General features: G+C 56.6%; 21 protein-coding genes and 2 pseudogenes. 4 read left to right on the top strand and 19 right to left on the bottom strand.

What is annotated here, in order from left to right:
* Nucleotides 1–54: 54 nt before the first annotated feature.
* The 14 genes from SOM61_RS22425 to SOM61_RS22360 form a co-directional block, all read right to left on the bottom strand.
* Entirely contained in the window at nucleotides 55–1455 is a 1401-nt protein-coding gene (locus tag SOM61_RS22425; protein WP_320476132.1) for an RES family NAD+ phosphorylase, read from the bottom strand.
* Nucleotides 1456–1523: 68 nt separating this feature from the next.
* Nucleotides 1524–2177, bottom strand: coding sequence for a tyrosine-type recombinase/integrase (locus tag SOM61_RS22420; protein WP_320476131.1), 654 nt, complete (start codon nucleotides 2175–2177; stop codon nucleotides 1524–1526).
* A gap of 105 nt (nucleotides 2178–2282) precedes the next feature.
* Nucleotides 2283–3251 (bottom strand): phage integrase family protein, encoded by a 969-nt coding sequence (locus SOM61_RS22415; protein WP_320476130.1) that lies wholly within the window; start codon nucleotides 3249–3251, stop codon nucleotides 2283–2285.
* A gap of 11 nt (nucleotides 3252–3262) precedes the next feature.
* Nucleotides 3263–5086: a DUF4209 domain-containing protein gene (locus SOM61_RS22410; protein ID WP_320476129.1), complete on the bottom strand. Its 1824-nt coding sequence runs from the start codon at nucleotides 5084–5086 to the stop codon at nucleotides 3263–3265.
* 952 nt (nucleotides 5087–6038) lie between these two features.
* Complete coding sequence (locus SOM61_RS22405; RefSeq protein WP_320476128.1) at nucleotides 6039–6251, bottom strand: hypothetical protein; 213 nt, start codon at nucleotides 6249–6251, stop codon at nucleotides 6039–6041.
* Nucleotides 6252–6337: 86 nt separating this feature from the next.
* Nucleotides 6338–6727, bottom strand: coding sequence for a hypothetical protein (locus tag SOM61_RS22400; RefSeq protein WP_320476127.1), 390 nt, complete (start codon nucleotides 6725–6727; stop codon nucleotides 6338–6340).
* Nucleotides 6728–6984: 257 nt separating this feature from the next.
* Complete coding sequence (locus SOM61_RS22395; RefSeq protein WP_320476126.1) at nucleotides 6985–7239, bottom strand: hypothetical protein; 255 nt, start codon at nucleotides 7237–7239, stop codon at nucleotides 6985–6987.
* 296 nt (nucleotides 7240–7535) lie between these two features.
* A complete protein-coding gene (locus tag SOM61_RS22390) occupies nucleotides 7536–8780 on the bottom strand; it encodes a DGQHR domain-containing protein (protein WP_320476125.1) in 1245 nt (414 codons plus the stop codon).
* Between the two features lie 7 nt (nucleotides 8781–8787).
* Nucleotides 8788–9396 carry a hypothetical protein gene (locus tag SOM61_RS22385; protein ID WP_320476124.1) on the bottom strand — a complete coding sequence of 203 codons (609 nt, stop codon included), beginning with the start codon at nucleotides 9394–9396 and terminating at the stop codon, nucleotides 8788–8790.
* Nucleotides 9397–9587: 191 nt separating this feature from the next.
* Nucleotides 9588–10007: an HIT family protein gene (locus SOM61_RS22380; RefSeq protein ID WP_320476123.1), complete on the bottom strand. Its 420-nt coding sequence runs from the start codon at nucleotides 10005–10007 to the stop codon at nucleotides 9588–9590.
* 162 nt (nucleotides 10008–10169) lie between these two features.
* Entirely contained in the window at nucleotides 10170–15206 is a 5037-nt protein-coding gene (gene dptH, locus SOM61_RS22375) for a DNA phosphorothioation-dependent restriction protein DptH (RefSeq protein WP_320476122.1), read from the bottom strand.
* Nucleotides 15187–16503: a DNA phosphorothioation-dependent restriction protein DptG gene (gene dptG / locus SOM61_RS22370; protein WP_320476121.1), complete on the bottom strand. Its 1317-nt coding sequence runs from the start codon at nucleotides 16501–16503 to the stop codon at nucleotides 15187–15189. Before dptG ends, dptH begins: the two co-directional genes overlap by 20 nt.
* A complete protein-coding gene (gene dptF / locus SOM61_RS22365; RefSeq protein WP_320476120.1) occupies nucleotides 16503–18110 on the bottom strand; it encodes a DNA phosphorothioation-dependent restriction protein DptF in 1608 nt (535 codons plus the stop codon). The genes dptG and dptF overlap by 1 nt, the downstream gene beginning before the upstream one ends.
* Nucleotides 18111–18610: 500 nt before the next feature.
* Entirely contained in the window at nucleotides 18611–18805 is a 195-nt protein-coding gene (locus SOM61_RS22360) for a hypothetical protein (RefSeq protein ID WP_320476119.1), read from the bottom strand.
* Nucleotides 18806–18833: 28 nt separating this feature from the next.
* On the opposite strand from SOM61_RS22360, the gene SOM61_RS22355 reads away from it, so the two are divergent.
* The 4 genes and pseudogenes from SOM61_RS22355 to SOM61_RS22345 all read left to right on the top strand — a co-directional run bounded on the left by SOM61_RS22355 (nucleotide 18834) and on the right by SOM61_RS22345 (nucleotide 20092).
* A complete protein-coding gene (locus SOM61_RS22355) occupies nucleotides 18834–19094 on the top strand; it encodes a hypothetical protein (protein ID WP_320476118.1) in 261 nt (86 codons plus the stop codon).
* An 18-nt stretch (nucleotides 19095–19112) separates the two neighbouring features.
* Nucleotides 19113–19325: pseudogene (locus tag SOM61_RS26510) on the top strand (WYL domain-containing protein); the annotation flags it as partial.
* Nucleotides 19237–19458, top strand: coding sequence for a hypothetical protein (locus SOM61_RS22350; protein ID WP_320476117.1), 222 nt, complete (start codon nucleotides 19237–19239; stop codon nucleotides 19456–19458). The pseudogene SOM61_RS26510 and the gene SOM61_RS22350, both read left to right, overlap by 89 nt.
* Nucleotides 19459–19777: 319 nt before the next feature.
* On the top strand, nucleotides 19778–20092 hold the full coding sequence (locus tag SOM61_RS22345) for a hypothetical protein (protein ID WP_320476116.1): 315 nt from the start codon (nucleotides 19778–19780) through the stop codon (nucleotides 20090–20092).
* 273 nt (nucleotides 20093–20365) lie between these two features.
* Here the strand turns inward: SOM61_RS22345 and SOM61_RS26505 are convergent.
* The 5 genes and pseudogenes from SOM61_RS26505 to dndB all read right to left on the bottom strand — a co-directional run.
* Nucleotides 20366–20568, bottom strand: a pseudogene (locus tag SOM61_RS26505) (ribonucleotide-diphosphate reductase subunit beta); the annotation flags it as partial.
* A 98-nt stretch (nucleotides 20569–20666) separates the two neighbouring features.
* Nucleotides 20667–21059 carry a DNA sulfur modification protein DndE gene (gene dndE / locus SOM61_RS22340; protein ID WP_320476115.1) on the bottom strand — a complete coding sequence of 131 codons (393 nt, stop codon included), beginning with the start codon at nucleotides 21057–21059 and terminating at the stop codon, nucleotides 20667–20669.
* A complete protein-coding gene (gene dndD / locus SOM61_RS22335; RefSeq protein WP_320476114.1) occupies nucleotides 21056–23038 on the bottom strand; it encodes a DNA sulfur modification protein DndD in 1983 nt (660 codons plus the stop codon). The genes dndE and dndD overlap by 4 nt, the downstream gene beginning before the upstream one ends.
* 3 nt (nucleotides 23039–23041) lie before the next feature.
* Complete coding sequence (dndC, locus tag SOM61_RS22330) at nucleotides 23042–24652, bottom strand: DNA phosphorothioation system sulfurtransferase DndC (protein WP_320476113.1); 1611 nt, start codon at nucleotides 24650–24652, stop codon at nucleotides 23042–23044.
* Nucleotides 24642–25739 (bottom strand): DNA sulfur modification protein DndB, encoded by a 1098-nt coding sequence (gene dndB / locus SOM61_RS22325; protein WP_320476112.1) that lies wholly within the window; start codon nucleotides 25737–25739, stop codon nucleotides 24642–24644. The genes dndC and dndB overlap by 11 nt, the downstream gene beginning before the upstream one ends.
* Nucleotides 25740–25750 lie beyond the last annotated feature (11 nt).

Raw genomic sequence — 25750 nt, 5'->3', positions numbered from 1 at the left:
CTGTCGCCATCATAGCGTCCTGCTACGCTAAAATCCACAGGCGATGGCCGCGAGTCAGAACTCGTCTTCGTCCTTGATTCGTCTTTGAATCAACACAGCCGTCGTATCTGCAAAATAGGTTACCCCTTTTATATTGTGAACCGTGATCGTTTCGCGATCCAGTCGCAGTGTCGGGTCAACGGGCGTTTTCGTAGTCCAGTTGTGCCATCCGGCTCGAGGTTCTGGCGGATGCGTAGGGACATTCTCAAAAACCAATATACTGGACTCCGGCCCGTCACCATGGTGAGAGAAACGGAACGAGACGACTTCTGTTCCTTCCGGACGAACTGGATTTTCCGCCGCTGATGAGTGATTGAAGAGTACGACATTACGGCTATTCGGCGTTTGTACGGATTCAAAAATGATCCCATCTAAACGTGGGGTGTTTTCGTTTGATAAGAAATCAGCTATTGCTTGGGTTACCAAGTATTCGATGTCCTGATCGTCTGGCATCACTGGCTTTGTCATCCGTTCTCCAAGCGATTGCAGGAAGACGATGCGCTCCATACGCTTCTTTGTACCCGGATCAAAAATGCTGTCGCGTCCGTGCTGGACGAATGGAAGTGCGGTCAGATCTAGAAGTGTAACGTGATGGATAATATCAAACGCTCCTACAGCAACCTTACTACCGACTGGAGGCCGGACTTCTGCAATCGCGCCTTCGCAGCTATCCGCACCATAGAAAACTGAAATTCCGCGAGCATTCATGCGTCCCGTTGCAGCAATTTTCGGCGGAGGTGAACCTAACTGCTGTTCTGGATTTTTGAGGGCTTCAAGCAATGAAGATTCAGACTGGAATACCCGTGCACGGAAGAGCCGTTCAACTCTACATCCTGGACCAGCGGTAACGACAAGCTTCTGTTTCTTTCGCACAGGAAGACGGTCTATGTGGCCAAACACTGAGGCAAGCAGGTCCGCGCCTCTTCGATTAAAGAAGCGTGCGCGGTGCTTCAGCTCCAGTTCAAATGCGTCCCAATCTTCTCTCATCCCTGCGTCACTTGGACGCATTCTTTGATATTGAGACTCCGCGTCATAGTCCGTACGCTCACGCATTTCGTAAGCAGACCGCGACTGATGTCGAGCCTGCAAAATGCTCTGTATTTCTAGTGCAATAGGCACACTTATCCCGGCCGCGTCGCTAATCGCATCGACCACTGGTATCCCTTCGTCACTGCTAAAACCAAATTGTGAGAGCAGTCCAAAACCATCATCGTCGTCATCAACACGCACATAATGCTCTTTGAACGCGGCGTCGATTACCTCCGCTAGATCCACAGCGGAAATATGTTGCCGCGTTTTCCCGCAATAAGAGCAGCATGCTTTCATCCCTGTCGTTCGAACCTGACTTTTTAATACAGGCTCATCGATGCAGCTAGTGCAAATTTTTTTCTCGAACAATTCTTTTAATGAAGACATAACTGATGCTTGTTATCTTTATTTAAATTAAAATTAAGGTGACGTGATTCCGTTAGCATTGTCTAGTGCTAGGCAAGCTTACGGCTCCGTCTTTCATAATAGTCCTCGGACGCCTCAGTAATACGTTTTTCCTTAGCTTTCACATAAATAGAGGTCGTTGAGGCGCTCGCGTGCCCGAGAATATCTTGTGCCACTACTATCGGCAAATCATCCTCGACTGCAAGCGTTCCGAACGTATGTCTAAAGGCGTGCGGTGATGTTTGTGCGAGCTGAGCCAGATTCTCTGGCGTTAACAATCTGCTTTCTTCGCTCCAGGAGGGAACCGCGTACTCTCGCACGCGCCGGAGGGCATCCGCTATTAGCTCATAGAGCGAGTTTGCGCTGTACCCATTCGCTTTGCCGTCGCTGTGTTTTGCTTTGGCCATCGGCGTATTAGGGATGAAGATCTGGGTGATTAGTGGAAGATCCTCCATTAGCTGATCGAAGTCCAATCCCCGGTCTCGCCAATGCATGCGAAGCGCCTCGACCGTGCGCTGGCTAACCGGCACCTTACGGATCTCGCTGCGCTTACCCAGGACTGAAAGCATCCACACGGCTGCCGCGTGGCGACTAGGCTTCATGTTGTGCCGGCATGCGCCCGCGACCTCTGCTCTGCGTAGGCCTGAGTCGCTCATCAGAAGGATTGCCGCCAGCGCGACGCGGTCCTGGTAGTTCTCTGCCATAAATGCACGTTGTGTGAGAACCGTCGATGACGGCGTCCCATGCGCTCCTTGTCAACGCCCGGTCGATTTGCATCTCATCAGCCTGTTTCACCACCTTGGGATCTTTCACCGCAACTCACGGATTTCCGGCCAGGTAGCGCACCTTGACCAGCCAGTCGAACGCTCCTCGCAACGCACCAGCATCGCTTGCTTTTGCGAAGTGGCGCTCATCGGCCCGTCGGCAGACGGCTTCCATCGATTGCTCGTCTTGACGGTGTGCGGCCCGCAGAATTCCGGCAGGGGAGCGCGTAGGAAGTTCTTATAGGCCTCGCAGTCGTTCACCAGCAGCGACGACATCGGTTTGCACGCTACCAGCGCACACCAGAGGATGAAGCGTTCAAGCTCCTTTCGATAGGCACGCTCCGTGTGGTCCTGGCCCATGAACCGGTTCAGGTAAGTGTTGATCGCCTCGAGGTCGTTATGCGCTGAGATGAAGCAGATCGCCGGCGACCTGTTGACGCCATCGGTGCCTGAGAGCCAACCAGGCAGCGGAAACGTGCCAAGCGGCGCCAGATCAGGCTTACGCGTCGGATCCAGTACAGGTAGCAGGAAGCGCAGAGTGGCGTCTGCGCGGCCGGCGCCGATCCGCGGCACCGAGCGCCACCAGCCAGGACCGCGCCGGTTGATCAGGTCGACCACATCGCCGAGAGTCAGCACGCCCTCCGCTTTGAACGCGCTGGCGGTCTTCGGGCGGAACCATTGCGAGATCTTCTGGGGCCGGCTAGGAGCCGGCTTAGGCATTTCCGCGGCCTGAATCAGGATGTTGAGCGCCCGCGTCGTGATCGCGCCACCTTGCCGCGCTCCCTGCAGCGTTTCGGCCATAAGGGGGTTGTGCTCAATCGCTCGCTCAATCAACCGGGTACGCATGTCGATCAGCCAGCGCTCCAGACCTTGCTCGACCTGTGGGCTGTCCTCGCTGTAGTAGAGGTCGGCAATGGGCTGCAGTGGGATCTTGAGGCAGTAGGCGCGCAGCGCCGTGTAGTCGGCGCGGTTGTACGCCAGCTCGGGCAGTTCGACGTTCGTGTTTTGGGCCATCGTCAAACCTCCTACTGCTCGTTCGCTCCGGCCGCGCTCTCGGCCTCGCGCATCCTTCGAAAATCGTCGACGACGAGTGCAAGAATCAGCCACCAGGCGTACACGCCATAGCCGCTTGCGCACAGGTTTGTGCCAGCCAGCCCATGTGCCACCTGGTTGCGCAGGTTCGGGCCCAGTGGCTTGCACAACAAGGCGCGGATCGTAAAAGTCAAATGCTCACCAAAACATTCCTCCATCTGGGCGAGGTCGACCAGCGCCGACAGGCCGAGCTCCATCTCGATGCCATCCTGGCGGGTCGATGTCTGTGCACCGGCCGTCTTAAGTACCATACGTACCATGTGCTCGAACTGTGGGACCAGGATGTGGATCGCCTGGACGAAATCGCGGCAGTAGCCGGCGTACAGCCCCTTGGCCACGAGGTCGGCGCGGTCGGCCGGAACCAATGAGGACAGTTTCGTGATCGCGTAAAAGTCGTGGGGAGACAGGTGGCACTCTTGTCGGATGACATCCAGGGCGGGGTCGATCAAGGCCCGGGCTGACATGTCGGCGCGACGTGCACTTGCCTTGATCATCTCCGCTTTCAGGCGCCGCACGCGGCTCTCGGCGTCGCCGACACCGTCCTCTTCCGCGATGACCCGGCCGTCCTCGTCCACGCTAGTCGTCGTGAACAGCGCTGCGATGCCGTCCAGGCCTGTCCCGGCCTCACGGCGCAGCGCGTCCAGGCTTGGCCAAGGCGCAATCCGACAGAATGCGATAAGTGCCTTGTCGGGCGGCAGCCCCTGTACCTCACTGACGGCCTGAGCCACCAGGTCGGTGATGTCGAAGCTGTGGCTAACAGTCTTCATGCGCGCCAGCATGTCCAGCCCGGCCGCGGGTAGTTTCGCTCGCAGCTGGGCGATCGCATCGCCAGCACCAGACCGTTCGCGGTACCGGGCGGCGACGAGTCGGTACAGGTCGATCGCCTTGGAGTAGCAGTGGTGCACGGTGATGCCCGAGCCGTCCTCGTCCCCCTGGGCGACCCAGCTTTCGGCGGCAAGGATCTGCATCGCAGCCCGGCGCTCGTCCATCCGTGCCCGCCCGTACCAGATTGCGGCGCTTTCGGCCACGAGCAGCGATCCGAACGGATCGCCGGTCTCCAGCTGCCGGCGCGCCAGTCGCTCGAGCGCTTCGGCGATCTGGCCGGCCTCGTCCCGGGCGAGCCCCTCATTCTGAAGGGGGCGGAGATAGCGCAGCACCGCAGGCTGGACCCCGGCTTCCAGCGCGTTCCAGAACGCACCGAGCAGCTCCGCGGCGAGTTCGCTGGCAAGCACGCCGCCGCCTTTGCCAGTAGACAGCGCCAGCTGGATTGCACGTTGACGACATTTCAAGGCTTCGTAGCGCCATTCGTCTCGCTCGATGGACGGCTGCCGGTATCCCTCGATGGCCGCATGCGCGAATCCAACGCCGCGGCGCCGTTCCCTGAGCCAGACCAGGTCCGCCAGGCCGGCACGCAGCAATGAATGCTGCACGGTTGGAACGAGGTCGGCCATCAGGCCGATTTCGGCCCACGTGAAGTCCTCTGGAAGCGTGGTGCGGCTGGTTGACGTCGCCATCATGGGTTTGAATGTCGCGGTCCGGTCGTCGGGCTCGAGCATCATGGAACAGATTTTCGCTAGGAAGTCGAGCGCGGCCGCCTTGGGCGGATCCTCGGCTGTTGCCTGCGCGCCGGCGAACAGGCGCGACCACATCTCGTGGTATGCCGTGGCCGGGGCAGGATTGGCGAGAAGTTCGTCGGCGCCGCAGCGCTGCAGGTCGTCGAGCGTGGGCGCTGCCGGCGCGGCTGGGGTATCGGGCATGAGAAATCCGGCTCAGAATGGCTGAGATTGTCAATCCTAAACCTGCTTCACGGCCGAAACAAGCATAAACGGAACGCTGATAATACCAATTATCACGGAGTGAACGAGGCGAATAAGTCGGCTCGGCTGCCGTCATTAGTCTCGGTCAGGTTGGAATGCCAGCCCCATAGCGATCCCGTGATTCCCTTAAGCGCACCTGTTGTCTGTACCCGTTTCTCTGCTGCCTTACGCAGCCCTGCCCCCTCGGCGTGGCCCTCGCCCGCGGCGCTTCGCGCCCTATTGGCTAGCTTAATAGATATTTGTATTGACCGTTGCACGGCGACAGTGCAGAGGTCCAGTCCTGTCAGTCAAAGATCGCGCCAAAGTGGATTCTGGGCTTCCATCGGCAACAATCTGCCTAAGGTAGCGCGACCAATACCAATCCCGCATTCGGATTTGTACTGATATCGTGTTTCCTACGATCTAAAAACAAAAAACCGCGGCACTCATAGTGCGGCGGGTTCTTTGATTGTTAAAGGTTTCCTTTAACAAGTTTCCTGGCGGAGACGGTGGGATTAGTATCCGCTCGCCGATCCAGTCGTGTCGCAACAATATTCAAGCAAAATTAATTCGTATACCCTCACTCGTACCCCTTCACTATGTGGTCACCGAATGTGCAAGCGCAACTATACCAGCTCGCCACGAGAAGCTGCATCAACTCAAGATTCCTCAAGTTCCGTGAATTTTGCACGACGGATTCCGACCTTACTGCGCTGATCGGTCTTTTTCCATGTCCTGCTGGGGATGCTATGTAAGCGTCCGTCCACCACCGTCTAGAGCAGTATGCCAATTTGATTGATAATGGCATCACATCGCTGGAAAGCGACGTGTTGTTCAAGCAGGCTTGATCCGCTGGGGACAATTCCAGGGCATTAGCTCGTCAACGCGGTTGACGGGATGATCGGCAATCTGCTTACTTGGTTTTCTTGAACGTATAACCGTCAGCGGTTTTAGTGAAGGTGAATTGATCGTCAGGGCCAGTGCCGAGGATCACGTAGGGAACGCCATTAGTCGACCCTTCAGCGAAAACGAACGGATCGCCGTACATGATTCCGCGCACCAGTTGAGAAATCTCAGGGTGATTTTCGTTGTCTTTGCTCAGGTCCATCGGTGTTGCAGTTGCCATTCCATATCCTTTCAAGTTCCGGCTTTCGGCCGGTGCGGTGCGCGAGGCTGCGCTGTGCTTTCCGTTGATGAGGCGTTAGAGATTACTCAGCCAAGGATGATGGTGGACATCGAGAGCGACGGCTGTAGAATCCACTCGACGATATTATCGGCCCGCACTTGAAAGCCGCGGGCCCGCAACGCCTCGGCGTCCTTTTTATGCAGTTTCATCTTGGTGCCATGGCTGGCGGTGCCGTCGAGGTTGATCACCCCCAGCTCGTTGCCGCGCCGACCCAAGACATGCGCGTGGGTCTGGCCGTTGCCATGCAGGTGTGAGGGCTGGTCGATGCCTAGGTTCTTGGGGAACCTTCCGTCAACCCACTTCCGTTCTTCATTGAGCGTCTGAACAAGATGTGGACTGTTTGGCGAATCGGCCAGGAGCACCTCGTCGAGATAGGCGGGACGGGCCGACCGGTCATAAAGTTCGAGTAATTTCATTGGCGTCCTTCTAAGGGCATCGTAACTCGCACCTAGGTCTAAGTCCTAAGCATAGCTGGTCAGCGTGGCATCAGCCTAGGCACATCTTCGCGTACTCAATTTAGTTCAGGCGCTAGGCAGGCAAGCCATCACTGGGGTAGACCACGGCATCACGGCTACCCGAGATCGCTAGCCCAGCGCTTTCGATCACCAGTGCCAGTTCTATATCCGGCTCATCATCACTCCACTCGCAATATGGATTATACGGTATCCCTTGCCTACTGAGCCGGCTGGCCAAAGGTCGCCAGCAGGTCTGCCTTTTTGTCGGCAGGAGCCACACGATGCTCGGGTTCCTGCAGATCGCTATTACACTTGAGGCAGCAGCCGAGTGCCTTGCCCTTCGCCCCCCTATCCGTCCAAAAATATCGGAACGTCTTGTAGGTCAAGCCATCGCCTGTGCGTACTTCTCCGTTGCCGCATTCACAATGCAGCCCATCGAGTTCGCTGTAAATTATCAGAACGTTCTTACTCATGCTTTCCTACCTCGACCTCAAGGGCTTACCGATACCGATCAGCGCCCACTTAACGTCATTGGGGATTCTCAGGTCGACACCATTTCGTAACAGCCACCCTTTCACGACGAGATGTGCGGCCTCCTGCAAACTTGCCTGTGCGCGCTCTGCCACAATAACGTGCAAAGCTGCGATATGCTCAGGCATCAATGCTGGCGGTCTGCCGCCGCGATTAGCCTGCGGCTGAGAACTGGCTGGATGTTTCGGTGCCATGGCGTGCTCGTTCCAGACCACGGCAGGATGCCACTATTACACCATTAATTTCGTCTACGCCCTCGAAGACGCTCCGCAGTTTCTATTGCTAAGGCATCGGATACATTACCAAACCCCAGCAGTATTCTGAGGACGTTACGAATGCGAACTCTACCAGCTCCTGAAGCATGGAAGTATATGTCAGAAAAATCTGTTCCCTTTGCGGGCTCCAGCAAATTCATTGAAGTTTTAAACACATTATCTTGATCGATTGCGCCAGATTTTAGGGCCTCGCGAAGGATATCGAATGAAGCCAATACCCCAACCGTTCGAGCAATGAAAGATTTGTCTGCCTGCCCATCCCACAATTGCTTTTCAACCGCCAAAAAATAGTCCCGAATCAGTTCCAATAACGTTTTGTCTTTTGTCGCCCTGTATAATTCTCGTAATGGCGAAGAATCTGGAGGCAATTCCGACCTATTTTTTATCTTACCCTGAGCCAATAGACTTCGATCAACAACTGGCTTGTCTGAGATGAGCTTTGTAACCCCCTCGACCACGCATGCTACTGATACTTGCCAGTTCGCTGTCTCTTCGGACGACTCATCGTCGTCTAAGAACGCAGCGCCCTCTTCCAAAAGCGCAAGTTTGATATGCTTTTTGAATGGTGAATCATCGCGACCCTCTAAAACTCGTGCGAAGTACACACCGAGCATATCAGGAGGCCATTTCTCGGAGTCGGCCGCATGCAGATCATAGCCAAAGAGCTGATAAGCCAAACTTTTATCCACACGCTTCTGATTAATGTTAATTGTCGCGAAAATCTTCGCTTGATATTCACGCGGAAGATTTATATAGACAGCGCATGGAAGTTGCATATTTAATCTATCGCTTTTTTCGATATAACTAAAACCTTCGAGACGATGTTGCCCATCGATGATAGATGCCAACTTAGCATCGGATGGAATAATAAGGGAGTAAGAACCGTTCCCTTCCTTAATCGCATGCCATCGGATTGACTCGTCCTCTTCATAGGAACCATCCTCCGCATAATTTGCACTTAAAATGATTGTGTTCGGAAAAGTCGATTCCTCCTCATCAATGTATGCGCCGATTTGTTTAGCTCGAGTGGTGCGTTTTTCACGCTGATTCCCAAATATATTTGAGAACATACCCTCCTCTCGAGTCATCGTAGCAGGAATTGAATAGGCGATTTTCTGCAAATCTCCAGCAGGAATTGAGCAAAGGAAGAACTGTCCAATAGGCTGTTCTACTGAGATTGCTGGAAGAGTAAGAAAAGCTTTCGACATCTGGTTATCAAACCTTATCTTTGAGCGCGTCCACATCACGCTGAATTGAGCTAATCTTGGGTAACCCTGTATCGATACCTGTAAGAATAAGCGACATAAGGATCGCTATTAGCAAAATCAATATTAAAAAGGCGTGCGCCCCCCACCGCCATCGTTTCTGATCAGTGACCGCAGTTACCGTACCAGTGACACCAGCAGCGCTTGCCATCGCGGTATCTTTTAAAGATGCAGTATTAGGTACAGCCTCAGGCTGGACAGCTATCGACAAAAACGATGCCCACACTATTAACAAGAATCCAATGCCAAAACATATTCCCGCAATAACTCGACCATTAGAATTTGATTCTGAGCTACCCCCCTGATTTACGAGATAGACGAAAGAATCAAGCGTGACCGCAATCAAAACTCCAATCACGTAAATCCCCAAGGTCTCAGCGGAGGTATCAGAACCATTTATAGCGGGGATAGCATAGCTTGCCCACGCTACGCCGACCAGAGTTAAGACAAGATACAATACACCTGTGACACTCCGGAGTCCGGCACGAAGTTTGGAATGGAGGTCGTAGATAAACGTACCAAGCTCTTCCTTACTAAAAATGGGTGTGTAGTTGGGCATAGGTCTCGACGCCTCTCCGCCTCTGGCGTGAGCATGTTCGCAATGTTATCTCCATGGAATCATACCACGTGGTAAGACAACTGAGACAGACTGCTTGCATTAAGCCCGACTTGGACTGTTGCGCGAGTAATAATGTATTTGGATGTTAGTGCGCGCGCCACGCGCCTGGATCGTCCGCCGCTCGCCCCTGCTCAATATTCGCCCTTGCCGGGGATGGTGTGACGTACGCCGCCCCTTGGATTCGCGACATCGCCCTCTCGGCGCGGAATCAAGTGGATATGGCAATGAAAAACCGTCTGGCCGGCAACGGCGCCAACGTTCGCGCCGATATTGAAGCCGGCAACGCTGAGATCATGGTGTAGGATGCTCTGGCGCAGACTTTGTAGCAGCGCATCACATGCAGTTAATTCATTCGGCGTGAGCCCAAAGTAGTCTTCTACATGACGTTTCGGGATCACCAGGCTATGCCCATCCGTGACAGGATATCCGTCACGGATTGCGTAAGCATGGGCGTTCTGCATGATGACGCGCTGCGCCGGAATGTCACAGAACGGACAAGCACGTGCTTTCGCTACCTCAGGTGCATCGCTCATTTCTTTTTTCTCTCTCATTGCGCCGATGCTATACGTGACAAGACACAACGCAAATGCAAGGCGTTAGCGGAGCTGGGCTGAGGTCCCGAGCATGCCGCTGATCCGCCATGAGGTTCGGCATCTCTAGGCCTGGAACACGTCCGCCCCCCGAGATGAAGTTGCTGCGGCTCGACGTCGGCCTTACTGCACAAGCTCCCAGAACGTGCTGTCACGCATCTTCTGAATACGCTTCTCGCCATCTATAAACAAGCTGTAGTGTTTCTCGAGTCTGCGGATGGCTTCCATCAGCTGCTCCTGATCGGCCTTGTCATCCTTGTTGAAGATCGCCTTCACGTCCGCATTCTTGATCTGCGAAACACGGTGCACCACCCAACTCAGGATGTAGGACGAGTAGTCGTTCTCGGCTGTCTTGAAATGCGTGATATCCTGGGTCGACAGGACGACGCCGACGCCATATTCGCGACCCTCCTTCAGGATGCGGCGCAGCGCCGGGAAGTTCTGCGACATGAAGTTGTCGGCTTCGTCGACCAGGATCATCTTCGTGATCTGGCGGAAGTCGCCAACTACCTGGGGCTTGCCACGCTTTTGCATCTGCGCATAGAACAAGTCCAACGTCAACGCGACCACGAGGTTCTGGATCTCGGACGGGTAGCCTGCCAGCTCGACGACGGTCACACCGGAGACAAGGTCGTACAGGCTGCCGGTCTTGGCCGCGTCGGGCTCGAAAATCTTGAAGCGCGCGAGTTTCGATAGCGCGGCGTACAGGGAGTCCTCGTCGACCTTTTCCTGGCTGAGGAACAGCCGCCAGACATCCTCGATCGTCGGCGCCGCCTTCGACCAGCTCGACCTGTCTTCAGGGTGGATGCCGGCGCTGGCATAGCATTCGATGATCAGATTCTCGAGTTTCAGTTGCTGCTTCGCCCCTAGACCATAGGCGCGCGCCATCGTCTCGGCAAAGCCGGCCGCAGTATGTAGCGGTAGCATCGGCGTGTCGCCAAACAAGCTCAACGGGTTATAGGGCAACTTGCTGAGCTGATACTTCTTCGCACTGGTCGCCTGAATAAAAGCGTCGTCGACGTAGTCCGACTTGTAGTCGAAGATCAGCATCCCAATCGGGGCCGCGTTGACGTTCTGGGCTTGGTTACACACCAGCTGCGTGACCACCGATTTGGTGAACTGCGTCTTACCAGTGCCCATGGTACCGATGATGCCCGAATTGCTGTTCATGAAGCGGGCCGTGTTGGTCGGTTCCCAGTACAGCGCTTGTTGCGTGGTGACGCTCTCCCCCACGCGAATGCGCAATTTGCCACCTGCGTTGTTGACGGGGACCGCAGGTGCTTCATCAACGACGTCGGGGGCCTCGACCGCCGGCACCATAGTCTGTGCCGATTCGACGGTGACCGCTGTGCAGTCACCTGCAGAAAACGCATCAGTCAACAGGTATTCTGCCGGTACGTGACACTGCACGCGCAAGGCGCGGACCTGATCGGCGCTGGCCGCATCGATGAGCGAATCCAGCAAGCCGATCGGCAGATCGATCAGCAACATGTTCTGTTCCATGCGGTAAGACGAATCGAAGCAGGTTTCATTGTCGAGGTGCGACAGCACGACGCCGGCTGGGTAATCGTTCAACTCTGCCAGGCAAAAGTCACCCTTGAGCCACCACTCACGACGCGACGTCAGGTGCTCCAGGTCGGAGTCGGCAACGATGCCATACAGTCGGTATTTCTCGACTTGCATCAAGACCTGGCGCACGAACAGGCCTCGGTACAGCTTGCCGACCATGGTGTCAGGGCCGAGGATCTCGTCGCGCAAATAGCGCTTGAGCTCGCGCGCTTGTTCCACTGCCTTGTCATAGTTCGGACGGGCGCCGGTCTTGACCTCGAGCGGCAGCAGATACATGTGCTCGCCCCGGAAGCCAACGAACAGCACGTCGTCGGAAATCGCCCCACGCGTATACCCCTGCAGGTTGCGCGAGAAATCGCTTTCGCTCATCTTGAGGCCGACGTTGCCCGAGACCCGAATCATCTCGGCAACCGACAACGGCACCCAGGTGATGTCCGAATCCATCAGCAGCGATCGGACAAACTTGTAGGCGCCGATAATGCCGCGCCGCTCCTTGCGCGTGTTCTCATTGGCGGTCAGCATCTTGAGCAGCCACTCGCCATTGAAAGCGTTGAATTCAGACAGCAGGCTTTCCTTCCCGAGCAAGCGACGGAACAGGTCGACCTGCTTGGTCACGGTGATCGCGTCGTAACCCGCCGAGCTAGTGTACTGGTCCGAGTAGTGGATCAACACCACGTCGCGCTGGGAGGTGAAGAAATTGAGCGTGACCTTCGGGTCGACAATCGTGGTCCACAACGCGCTGTCGTACGAGCGGGTCAGCAAGTCCCTAAACTCGGTGCTGGCGGCCAGCCCGACACCCATGCCCACATAGGGACTGTTGGTTTCGCGCGCCGGCCGCATCAAGGTTCCGATCAGACGCGCCAGGCGCAGCGGCTGGTAGGGTTCGTAATCGACGTTGCGCAAGCCAAAACGAGAGAAGTAGGCGTTCTCGATGTTCTCGGCCGATTCACCAGCGATCAAGCCATCGCACAGTACGCCACTCAGCGCATTTTCGACAGTCACCGGACGCACGTCGACCGGGGCGTTGTTGCGGAAGAAGGCCAGGTGCGCGTATTCTAGTTGCTCTTCTTCTTTCGGCGTCTTGAATTTGCTATACGTCAGCCGACTCCGGATCAAGTCGATCAACAGATCGGCGTCGTCGTGCACACCGCCACGACCGAGCTGATAGGTGTCACGCAATGCTTGCGAGGACACGCACTCGGCGAACCCGTCGAACTCGTTGAATAGGATCCGATCGTCGTAGCAGTTCACGTGGATCGCGCAGGTGTCGTCACGATGCTTCTTGAAATAGTCGGTCAGCCCCAGGAACAGCTCGCGCGCGGGTCCCATGTTGATGACGTTGAGGATCAAGGTGCTACGCGGACCGGTGCTGAACAGTCGGGCGTACGCCTGGGTGAATTCAGACAGCTTGTCGCGCACCAGATTGCGCACGTACGTAAAATTCGATTCCTTTTGCGGGATGAGCTCCAACCAGAACGCGTTCTCGCGCATCGCGCTGACGTGCGCGACCGTGTTGGCGCCATCGTAGATGAAGGGGATCAGTCCAGCCGCCGTCAAACGCTCCCGGGTCACGTCCGGCAGCCTCGCAAAGCTGTCGTGGCCGGCGTTGCGGTCGGCGACGATGGTCCCGACCAATTGCAGGTGATACGATAGGTTCAACGGGTGGAACGGCGTAATGAATTCCTTGCCGTCGTGTTCGACCAGGCCGACGCACAGCAAGCATTTATAGGCGTCGCTCAGCACGCTGTCGCGCGGAATATTCGACAAAACGCGTTCATAGGCTTGCGTGACCGCAGCCGTGAGCTGGCGATACTGCGGGCCCCACGACACCAGACTCGGTGTGGTGCCGTATGTGCTCAGGTAGGCGTACCAGGCGTCGTAGGCGGCGTGCAGGTCGACGTCGATCGCGCGTAGGTCTTCGACGAGAACAGTATCTGCGCTCGATTGGAACAACACCCGTTGCGCGACCATCGTGGCTTCGCGTGTCAGCAACAGCTGGCGCACGCCGGCCACGACCGACTCGCGGTTATCGATGACCAAACGGTTGCCGTTGGCGCCGAATTCGGCGCGATAGTCGTCGTCGTGGAACAAGCGGTCATAACGGTCACGGTCGTGGATCAGGGGTACCGTGACCGATTCCTCGGCCGCCGCACCTTCGATGTTGAAGCTGAGCCGTTGATCGCCGTGCGCGACATGGAACCCGATTTTCTCGGATGCGTTCGCCTGCCGCGAGAAATCCACGCTCACATACGCCGTGTTGTCGATCACGTCCTGCGGCTCTTCCGATGTGAAGCTCGCCCCCTCGACCTCGGCAATGGCGAGATGGTTCGCTTCCATCTGCAGCGTGACGCGCTTGGCGCTTGGTTCGATCCGGAAGTGGTTCTTAAAACCGTCGACGAAGAACATGCCTTGACGCAGGAACAGGCAGCGGAACTGGTGGTTTTCGGCGCGCGCGCGGCGGCTCAGCGTCAGCGTGAAAAACAGGGGCTCGCCCGTGAACGGCGCACGCACATGCACGCGGCTGCGCTTGCCGCCCGCGTGCCCGACCTTCAGACTGATGGAATCCTTGTCGATCGAACTCTGCAACACGTTCAACTCCGACAAGGTAACGTCGGGCGCCAGGAAAGTGATCTCGAAGCGTCCCTCGTCGGCTTCCGGCGGCACTTCGAGCAGCACACTCAAATCTTTGCGGCCAGCCTTGGTCCCGCTCTTGGCGCGATCGATCAGCTTGCCGTTGGGGTTGCCAACTTCTTCCAGCGTCAGCGACTGGATGCGATTAGTATCGAGTTCCTGTTTGAAGTCGCCATAGTGCAGGGTCTTCCAATCCTGGCTTTCGACGAAGTGGTCGCGAATGAACTTCGGACCGAATTGTTCGCGGAGTTTGTCCTCGACCTGGTCCGCGAAGTTTTCGGTGACGGACTCAATCTGCCGACGCAGTTCGCGGTTGTCTTCCAGACGCTTGCGAATCTGCGCCGGATTGTTGAGCGACACCATCAGTGGATCGTCAAACAAGCCGAGCTTGCTCAGCTGGATCTCGCCCTCGGCGATCGCCTGGTACAGCGGCGCGAAACCGAACACCGTGGCGCCCTCGTTGACCACGAATTTCAGCTGGTCCTCGAGCAGACAAGCGAGCAGGTTGCGGTTGCCTGGGTGGTCCAGCGCAAGCACTCTTAGACGTCGCACCAGCACTTGCGGGTGCCAGGCCCGCCTTTCAGCGGCGAGGTCTTCCGCGCTGTTGATGATGGTGTCGAGCTTGCTGTTGTGGATGATCAGCAAAGCGCAGTCAGCAAAGACAGCGGTCCGACCCGCTACGCAGTCGCGCAAATGCGAGATATAGTTTTCGGAAAAGCCTTTGCCGTTCTCGCCATGCAAGACCGGGAGCAGCTTGGTGGCGCCGCAGGTAACAAATGGGAGCTCCACCCCTTTGTATTCGATGGTACCGGTCATGCGCGCCAGATAGGCGTCCTGCAACTTGCTCGCGTTGTTGTGGTCGGGAGACTGAAACTGGTACCTGACGCCGGGCTTGGCCTTACCGATGGCCCACTCGATGAACACATCGACCAGGTAGCTCTCAAACGGTTTTGCGGACATATACAGCCTCTCCACTATCGCTCATTCGCTCAACATTGCCCATGCGCTCGAAGAACTCGATGAGCACTTGTTGACTTTGATTATCAAAAAAGAAACCACGCTGCTGGAATTCGCGCAGCAATTCAAAGAAGCGCAGCTTGTCGTAATGGCCAATCGCGAGATTGGTCAATAACAACAGTTGGTCCTGGTTCAATGCCAGGATGTTGCCGGCACGTCCGCGGAACTGGATGAAACCGGCGAACACTTTCTTTTCCAATTCGCGCACGTAGCGCTGGTTGACACTGTGACGCTCGCTTTTGCCAGGATCGAACTGGCGGATGGCAAGGATCACAAACTGCTTGAACACATCTTCCAGGGTAGCGGCCGGCGCGGGCGCCTCGAGTTGGCGGCTGAGCGCGAACTGGCCGATATAGCGGTTGAGGTCGTCGATCAATGCCTGCTGGTCGGCGTAATTCTGCGCGTCCGAATAGATCTGCCACAGCGGTCGTTGCGCGCCTTCGGATTGCAGCACTTCACTGGCTGACAGCAACGGAAACAACTCTTTCGATGTGGAGGCCAGCAAGCGGTAACCGTGTTCGCGGATCTTGTCGCGCTCGGTGGAAGCCTTCTCGACGTCGAGAATGAAGTAAAGCTCCTTGGGTTGCGGTGCCCCATGGCGCCAGGCGCGCACCGACAACGACAACTGTGAGCAGTAGCTGAACGCATACAGCTTTAGGGTGTTGGTCAGCTCGGCCACTAGGTACTGCGGGTGCGCCGCCAGAAATCGCATGTCGCGCTGGAAGGCTTCGGTCAAGAAAGGCAGATACGGACAATCCTGATGACGGCTTTTAGCAGCGAGCGGACCCAGATGGCGCACGAGGACATCGAGCATTACTTGCTCCAGGAAATGCAGATTGTCGTTCGGCTTGTCGCCCAGCTTGAAGTCTCCCAATAGGCCAGCGAACATGTCGCTCATGCGTTGGTTGGCGGCGCCGTCCTCGTCGCCTTCGCGGGCGGCTTTTTGCGCCTTAAACAGGAGGAACAATGGCGAGGCCTGGAGCACTGCATGGCTAGAAAAGTACATGTGGTCGAGCCATTCCCATATCTTGGGATCGTTCAGCAGCTGTTTGAACGTCTGACGGCATTCGTCGCGGAACGCGTCAACGCTGTAGTCCTGCAAGCCCTGCTGGAGGACGTTACCAAGCACCAGCCCGGTAACCGACGCCCATGAAAACTCGTTGCCTTTTTGACGGACGGGCAGGTAGTTCGGGGATTTATTCTTGTCCGATATCTGAAGGTCGTTTGCGATTGGATACATTACATTTCTCCAACGGTTTCGATCGTACCGTCTTCGTATCTGAGGGAGATGTGTTCTTGTTGCCTGTACAGTTTCAGGCGGTTGTCCCGCTTGACCAAGGCCTTGATCTGCTCGACCAGCTCGTCCAGTAGAACGATGGCGTTCTTGTCGTATTTGTTCGGGCGGTAACCCTCGTTCAGGCGGACCAGCAGGCCGAACAAGTTGATGTTGAACGGCATCGGCTTGAGCGATGTGTCTCCGACCTTGAGCGCGACATGGAAATGGGCGATCGGTGTCCTGGGTGCCAGCTGCTGGAGCGCCGCGTAATCCGGCCTGAGATCGGCCAACCCAGCGATTTTGACGCCGTGGAATTCGCTGAGCAGGATTTCGTCGGTGCGCAGCTCGGGCGCGTTCCGGTTCGCATAGCGGAAGATGCCTGCGGTCAGAACACGTCGGTACAACCGCTGCAAGGTGGTCCTGGCTTCGTTGCTGCCATCGAACTGCGCGTGGATCTTCCAGACCTCGGCATACTCGACAGTCACCCGGTCATTAAAGTTGTTGCCGAAGGCCTGGTGATAATTGTTACCGACCTGCTCGCGCTGCAGGATGTACAGCAGACGAATCAGGGAGGCGGCGCTAGGCGGATGATCGGCGCCGAAGCGGATGTTCCACGCCGCTAATTCGGCTAGAAAAGCGTCGCGCTCCGGCTCGCGGAGGCCAAGCTCGTAACGCAACACCAGCTGGTCGAGCTCACGTGTGCGCAGCAAGGCGGGATCGAAGGCGGCGATTCGGGCGGTCAGCTCGTTGTCCCCACCGGAGAACAGATTGTCGAACAGGTAGCCGGGTCCTGTCAGCAGGTGGTGCAACAAGTCGAGCAGGCCACGCGCCGTTACGAACTGGTCCTTGGCCAGACGGGCCCTGGCGATGTTGGCGATGATCGCGTCTTGCACGCCGTCGAGCATCAGCAAGCGGAAGTTCGCGTACAGCAGCGGCTCGCCATAGCGGACGTCGTCCCGGGTAAACGCCGCGTAAAACGGGTTCGCACTCGTTTCAGTCAGTCGGCGCATGATGTTCTTAGCGAAAGGCGCCACCGGCACCCCACTTTCCATCTTGAACTTCGGATAATCCTCGAAGTTGAAGAAGTGATAGGACGCGCGCGGTGAGGCATTCTCGAGGAAGGCGCGCATGGCCTCGCGCACTTGCAGCAGGTCCGCGTGCCCTTCCTGTACATAGTTGCCGATCATGCCGATGTTGATGCCGACCACCAGAATTTCTTGCTCCGCCAGCGCAGTACGGAACACCTGATCCAGCGCTTCGATCGCGGACTGGTTCGGCTGGAAGCTGTGCGTCGCATCCAAGTGGAATTTCACCTTGTTGTGGTACTCGGCATATGCCCGCGTCAAGATCTCGGATTTTCCATCGCCGCTACTGCCGCATAAAAACAGCATGTCACCGGGCTGGGCCTGCGCAAGCCGCGCGCGTAGATCTCTTTCAATGTCCTGCTCGATGTAGAGCCAGTTCTTGAGCGCGTCGAAGCCGTCCGGAGTGCGGGTCGACACGGTCTTGACCGAGAAGGGGGACGACTTGGAAAGGACGGAAAGCGCGTCCCGAAACGTGATGGAGGTCATAGCCTGTCAGATGCTGAGCGAAAATGAGGGGGGCCACCGCGAAGCTGGCGATTGCCGTATGCACCGCGCACGCGGCGTGTTTACGCCTTGAAGCCCTAGCGGCGCCATGTTGGATCAAGGGCCCGGCCGATGCGCATGCGTGATGTGCTCGCACAGCGCATCGATCGTCCAGAGAGACCATCGACCGCGGCGCTTCGTGGACGGCGCTAGCTGTCCGATACGCTGTGGTCTCTCGACAGCTGGGAGAAGGGCGAGCGATGCGCAGATACATTGGATGCGCCGAGGCAATTACACAGTGTAATGGCTCACTTCCTCCAAAAAACTCACGCATTGTCACTTGTTGGTTATTAACATCATGCCATCGAATCGTTATCGTAATTGAAGCCGTTGATCAAAGGCAATGTCTATTTACCAGTTTAATATGAGAACGCGACAGTTTTTGTCGTTTGCTTTTCGAATCCAACAGTATGTCCAACACTTTGTTACGCGTAATGGCGGTGCTATGCCATATGCCGCGCCAGCCGCTCAAGATCGATACCAACGCGCTCCTGCAGCAACTCGAGCGAGCCGGTTACGAGATCTCGATCCGGTCGATCCAGCGCGATCTCAATGATTTGTGGTGCGCCCTGCCCCTGGTCGCGGAGAACGCGCGGCCGCAAGGCTGGTCGTGGCAAGCCGAGGCCGATCCTTTCCATCTGCCTCTCCCTCGACCCGCAAGCGGCCTTGACCTTTCACCTGGTCCAGCGCCATCTGAGCACCTTGTTGCCGGAGTCGACCCTGGGCTACCTGGCGCCGTGGTTTCGCACCGCGACCGCAGTCCTCGAGGCGAACGATCACGGTGTGACGCGCTGGCCGGACAAGGTGCGCGTGTTACCGCGTGGGCTGCGCCTGCAGTCGCCGCCGATCGACCCCGGCGCCCATGCCACGCTCTATGACGCTCTGCTCCAGGAAGGCCAGGTGGCAATTCGCTACCTGCAGCGGTAAGCGACCGAGGCCAAGGAATACTTGGTGCATCCGCTGGGCGTGGTGACCCGCGACACCGTCATCTACCTGGTTTGCACAATGTGGAGTTTCACCGACGTGCGCCAGTTGGCGCTGCACCGCATGCAGTCCGCGACCATGCTCAATGAAGCGTGCAACCGCCCCGAGGGATTCAGCGTACATTGCGGCGGGCGCGTTCGGCTATCCGGAGAGCAGCGAGACGATTCGCATTGAGGGACGGTTTACGAGCAGCGCGGCGGCACACTTGTCGGAATGCCTGTTGGCGGACGACCAAGAGATCGTGCATGATGGCGCCGGCACGGTGCGCGTCAGCGCGACCGTGCTCGATACTAAGGAATTGCGCTGATGGCTGCTGGGGTTCGGCGACCAGGAGACCATGCTAGGCCTGGCGCGCCTGCGCGATTGGATGCGCGATACGGTGGCCGGGATGGCGGCCAGCTATGGTCTGGCCTCGGCCGCTTGAACCGGGGATGACGATGGACGCGACTCCGTACTGACCATGGCGCAGATCGTTCCATCCGGCTCGCGTGAACTGGCGGCCATTGGCCCGGGCGCGCTACTTCCTGGCAGTTCCCTAGATCATGCTTGACTGGACAGGTGGCACAGCGTCGGCGCTCTCCGCTTGCCGCGTATGGCTGGACTTTCACTGATACTGTCGGCGCATCGTGCATTGGAACCTTCCGTCGAACCCCATCGACCTAAAGCAGCGCGAAGGACGCATCAATCGTTACAAGTCCCTGGTCGTGCGCCAGCGGGTTGCCGAAACCTATGGCAAGACCTTGCGATTGCCAAAGCACGGCGATGTATGGTCAACGCTGTTTGATCGCGCTACAAGCAAGAATCCAAGGACTGACCTGGTGCCGTTCTGGCATTTCCCGATGGGCTCGGCGAAGATCGAGCGGATCGTCCCTGCAATGCCTTTCAATTCCGAGATACCCCAGCTCGACGGGATTCTCCAGATCCCGTCACTCTACCGGTAATTATTTGGCCAACCTCGTCAGCAAGAACTCGTCGAGAATTTGTTGAAAAGGAAGCTAACAACGCCGGAATTGGCCGAGTTCTAGGATGCACTGTTGATCGATCTCGCACGGGTAAGCTACCAAAGGACTTGTGCCCCTATGACACGGGTGCGCCGTTTCGGCAGCTAATGGCCCAAGCGCAGCCTGGTGCGTCGCTTGAGTCTGGCTTAAATGGTGTCTTTAACGTGACGGTACTCGAGATAGCTTGCACGAACAGGCCCATTATCTCATCGCGAACGGCCCGGGCCACAACTGCTGGTTTTTGATCTTGATCGCGTTAATCAGGTCGATGCCGAAATTGCAGTGCCTCGACTCGTCGCGCGGGGTGTACTGGTACTGCTCGGCGGCGCCGGTCGTCTAATTTTTGACGATCGAGCGCCAGATTTTGGTAGAACCTACGTAAAACAACTTGTTTCCATCCAACAGCCGAACACGATATCGAGCCCGGCAGCCTCTGGTAGACCTGACAGATCAGCTACCCATCATGCCAGGTCCATGAGGCGCGTCGCCTGTTAAAGGTCGGTCGAGACGCTTTTTAGGCGCGCTCAATCGACACCTTCTCGGTGTCGTACGCCATCGAGACCAGTCCGCGCAGATCCTGTGCGCCGTTCAACAAGTACGCAATCCCGCGGTGCAGGTGAATCTTGAAGAATTGCGGCAGCTGGTCGTCGGTGACCTGGTCCTCGCGCGCGCGCTGGCGTACGACGGCTGTGATGGCGTCGTCGAGCGTGCCGGCGAAGGTCTTCCAGCTCATCTCGATATTGCTTCCGGTGACGATCTCTTCATGTGGCGGGATGGCGCGCTCGGCCAGTGAGACCAGCAGCGCCCATCGGCACAGCACGTTCCATTGCTGGATGCCGGTGCGGCGCTTGAGCGTTAGGAGTTGGTACTTCGCCTTTTCGGAGACGCGGACGACGTCTATGATCATGAAAATGCCTCGTCGAACGTGAAATAGCCCGGTTGAATCTCGGAGCTTTGGTGTTGCTGGTTGTATTCGATCAGGTATTCCCGCGTGGTGACTCTCTTGATTTTGCCATACAAATCCTCATCGATCTCCTGGTCGGTCGACAGCAGGATGACCTGGTTGCTCGCCTTTGGAAAATAGTTCTTGACGAGCTTGTTACGGTGATGGCCATCCAGTCGTCCCAACGGGGTATCGATGATGGCCGGTAGCAAGCGTCCCGACGCGCGGCTCAAGCCCCACAGGATCGACACCGCGAGCAGCTGTCGTTCACCTGCCGACAGCTGGTGGCTCGGTATCTGGTTACCACCGTGATCGAACAAAGACAATCGGTAGGTTTCTGGCGAGATCTCGATCCGCTCGAACATGTGTTGCTTCCGTGTAATTTTCTGAAAACTCTCCAGAATTAGGTCGGACAAGCGTTTCACGTTGCGCTGCAGTACTGCGTCGCGATAGCGCTTTAAGGTTTCCTCGACCCGCTCGGCGTGACGCAGCACGCGTTTTTTGGTCTTGTCCTTCAAATCCTGGTCTGCCAATTCGAGCATCAGGTTTTGACGCTCGCGCTCGGTCTGCTCTTTCGCTTTGACACAGTCCTCGTACTGCTGCTTCAGCAGCCCGACGGCGCCCACCGCTTGCTCGTATTGTCGGCGCTGCTCCGTGAGCCGTTCGCGCAGCGGTGCCAGCAACTCGGGATTGGGCAAGGCAGCCTTCGTGCGCTCGAGATCGTTGACCCGCTCGGTAACGATTTGTTGACGCTCCAGCGCTTCGTTCAAGTCGAAGTGCAAGGCATCGAATTGGGTAGCCGTATACGGTTGAAGCGCATCGGCGCGCATATGCAGATACGCTGGTGCCTGCGCGGCCGTGGCGCGCGCTTGACGGTCACGTTCCAGTTGCTCGGCGACGGCCTGGCGTACCGTCTCGCTCACCTCACTGTGCGTGAGCATGACAAGTACCCGGGTGTCGCGTTCGCTGATCTCGGACAGCATCGCACTTGCCAACTGCGCGTCGCTTTCTGCGGTCAGCTGCGTGCGGGCGCTACGCAATAAATCTTGCACAAGCAGTAGAGGAACATGACCAGCAGCGAGCTTGTCGCGCAGATAGGCGTCATGCAGGTCCTTTTGCTCTTGCGCCACTTTCAGTTGTGCTTCGATGGCGCCGGTCTGCTCAGCCAATTCACCACCTTGCTGCCGGTACTCTTCCTCGAGTACCTGCAGCACGCGTCGACGCCCCTTGACCTTCTCTTCCTGTTCCTGAATCTTCGCCGTCAAGGTATCCGCATGCTCGCTTAGCGCTTGCATCGCGTCGAGCTTGGTACGTACCTGGGCCTGCGCCTCCAGGTCGAGCTCCTCGACACGGCGACGGCGTTGAACAATCTTGATGTCGGCCGCGAGTCGATCGACCACGTCCAAGCCCAGCAGCGCGTGGATGCCGGTACGGATGATGGCAGCGGCCGACTGCTCCTCGGCCAGCGCTTCGATCTTTTCACCGTCGAAGAAAAACAGTTCCGAAATCTGTGAGGGGATGAAATCCTCGACGAATTCGTTCCAGCGCTCGGACAGGACAGCATCGAGCACACCATTGCGGTAGACCTCCAGGCGTTCGCGCGTGGTCTCCTGGCGTCCATTCCAGGTGCGGATTACGCGAATGGTGTGCCACTTTTCGTGATAGTGAATAAACTCGAGCTCGAGTCCAGCACCTTCTTGCGGCGCAACGAAGCGGTTGATGGTACTGCGCAGGAAGTCGGGATAAGCCATGTTGCCGCGCCCTGCGCAACGCGCATGCTTGCCGTACAACACGAGCTGTAATCCGTCCAGGAAGGTCGTCTTGCCGGAGCCGTTGAGAGCACCGAACAAGACAATGGGACGGCCCGGCTCCGGATTCAGGTCGACCGCGTGACGTCCTTTGTAGATACCAAAATTATGCAAGACGAATTCTTGAAATAACATTCTTTACTCTTCCTCGGTAAGCTCAGCATCAGCGTCGAAAATTTGCTTGATCGGTACAATCGGTCTGACGAACTGAACTTCTGGAGACTCGTTGGCTTTTTCGGCACTTAGGAAGCGATGGACAGCGAATTCCAGCGCCTCGGTCTCACCATTGAACGCATGCGACTCCAGAACGCTGTTGAGCTCATCGAACAGGCCCGCACGCCGTGCCGCATGTTGGTATTTGCTCTCAACGGCGAGCAACTTCCGAACCAAGTGAAAGTGCAACTGATCCGGATCCTCGTCCTGCGCGGTAATCTCACGCAAGAGCTCGATATCCCGAGCGTCGAAAAGCTGTGTTTCATCAATCCGTGGAGCTGGATAGGGTGTACCCATCACTTCTTCGTAGATGCGCGGCACACTGTCTTCGATTTCGTATTTTTCCGACACCCAGATACGTCGGATTTCTTCCAGATCTTCAAGGGCGAGTAAGTCAAATTTCAGATTTTCAGGTGCTCTCTCACACACTAGCTTTTGGGTGCGCAGGAGCTCAAGCAGCAGGAGTTCGCGGTAAGATTGCTTGTAAGGGCCATGGACGAGCTGAAAACGTCTACCATCCTCACCTTCCCACACGTCATCCCATTGCTCCATCTTGTAGGTGACCTGCATGAGCGTTAAACGGCCATCCATGCGGCGAAACTCGCGGAATTTTCGATCCTCGCGGAATTCAGAGTTTAAGAACTTTTTACGGAACTCCAACAATGGCGACATCCAATCCTTTTCCTCATCGTTCTGGATCATCGCCTCCATCGATTTGTCTTCCGCTACCATCGTGCAGACATAGCAGCCGAAGCGGCTGTCGCCGCAGCTCGGCGTGCTCGAGTCGACGACCAGAGGGCACTCGCCGTCCGCGGTTGCACCTTGGTACATGCCGAGAAGCTCGTTGTTGTCGAAGCCCCAGGGGTTCTTCTCCTGCATGAGATACAACCAGACGTCATCGTTGGTCCAATCCTGAATCGGAGCGAATACCCAGCTGCGCTCGAGCTGACCGTTCCGATTGAGCCATTCGCGGGTAGTTCCCGTATGACGCTTAAGCGCAGCGGCGCGCGACGAGCTCTCCGCCGCGCGTGTGCCCAACACGACGATCGCTTCGCCGTTTTGCTGTTCAAGCTGCTTAATGAAATCGTTGGATGGTTTGATCTTCAAACGGCTCGTACACCACCGGAATTTCGGGCGCGGTGAAGGGTAGCCCTTGCCAATTAGGTTGACCCAGAAACGGTCTTTGACTTCAGGTGTCAAGCGGCGCGGTTTAATTGGCAAACCCTGCTCCCGAGCGGCTGCGCTCATGACATCCAGGGAGTGCGCCACCCATTGCGCGACAATCGGGTTTTCCACGAGGGTGTCGGTCGTGATCACGTACACATCCTTGTGCAACTGCTCAGGGCTAAGCTGACGCAAGGTTTTCCACACGAGCTGCAACGTCGCAGTCGAGTCCTTACCGCCGCTATACCCGATCACCCAAGGAATGGTATCGCTCAAGTACAACTGTTTCACGATCTCCATCCGCTCACTGATGCTGGCTTTGAAGCCCAATTCTGCAAACGCCGAAGTAGATGCCGATTTATTACTTTCCATGTTGTCCTCGCAGGAAGGCATCCTCGGTGCGCTGCTCATCCGGCCCTAAAGGAATATGTAAATGTTTCTTAAGTTGATTGATTGTCAGTGCTACGTTGTTCGACGCCTTAGAAATAGTGCCTGCAACCATGGCTCGACCTTCCCAGGTATGCGCGTTCGCACGTGACCAGTCCAGCGTGCGCAGTGGCTTGAGCATGTCATTCCAGCGCGTCTTCGGCTGGCGTAGTACGTGGTTGCCTACTGCGCCAATAGCCTGCAAGGCAACCGAGTGCGAATGGATGAAGTCTCGCCTAACGTCGCCCGCGCTCAAGACTGATTCCTTGACGCGTTGCCATTCCTCGATATGCGCACTGACCGTGTCCCAATAGTCAGCGCACAGTTGGGCGGTCTCGTCCGTATTCGACGTATCCATACCGTCCAACAAGGCCGAGTTCGCCGAATAGATGGCGCTCAACGTAAACAATTTACGAGAGCGCTCGGACAGGGTGTTCCTCTCCATCTCGACCATATCGCAAAAGAATTTGGACTTCAACACGATGAGCTTAGTGAGTTGGGAACGTTGGTCACGATGGTCGTACAACAGGCCGAGCGACCGGCTTGGCCGGATCGCATAGCGATTCAGATCCGCGAACATTTGCTGACAGCGCTCGAGGCCGCGATCAACAAAGAACACGACGGCGATTGTCTCGTCACCCAATCTCGGTTCCGATTTCAACGCCAACTCGATCGCCGCACGCCGGTGCTGGCCGTCGTTGATGATGAATCGCGACTGCATGTTGACGTGCAACGTTCCGAGCAGACTGCCGTGCGTCGTTCCGGTCGCGGGAACAAAACGCACATCACCATCAATCGACGCTGTAATGGCTGAGAATGTATAGCTTTGTAAGTTTCCTAAAATATACTCAGCGATTTCCGGTACGCGCCCCTTATTCAGTGTTCGCTGGGCTCGGAGTTCGGGATTAAGCTCGTCGTCGTCGAATAAAAAGATTTTGGGAATTAACCGAAGGGGACACATGGACACGAAGTATTCGTGTCCCGACTGTATCCCTTTGATAGACGGGAAAACGTATTCGAAGGCACCGTTCATGATATATAGCT

The sequence above is a fragment of the Massilia sp. CFBP9012 genome (assembly GCF_034045115.1).
In the GTDB taxonomy this organism is placed as follows: domain Bacteria; phylum Pseudomonadota; class Gammaproteobacteria; order Burkholderiales; family Burkholderiaceae_D; genus Telluria.
Note: the sequence above shows the minus strand (reverse complement) of the source record. Positions and strands in the feature narration are given on the sequence as shown.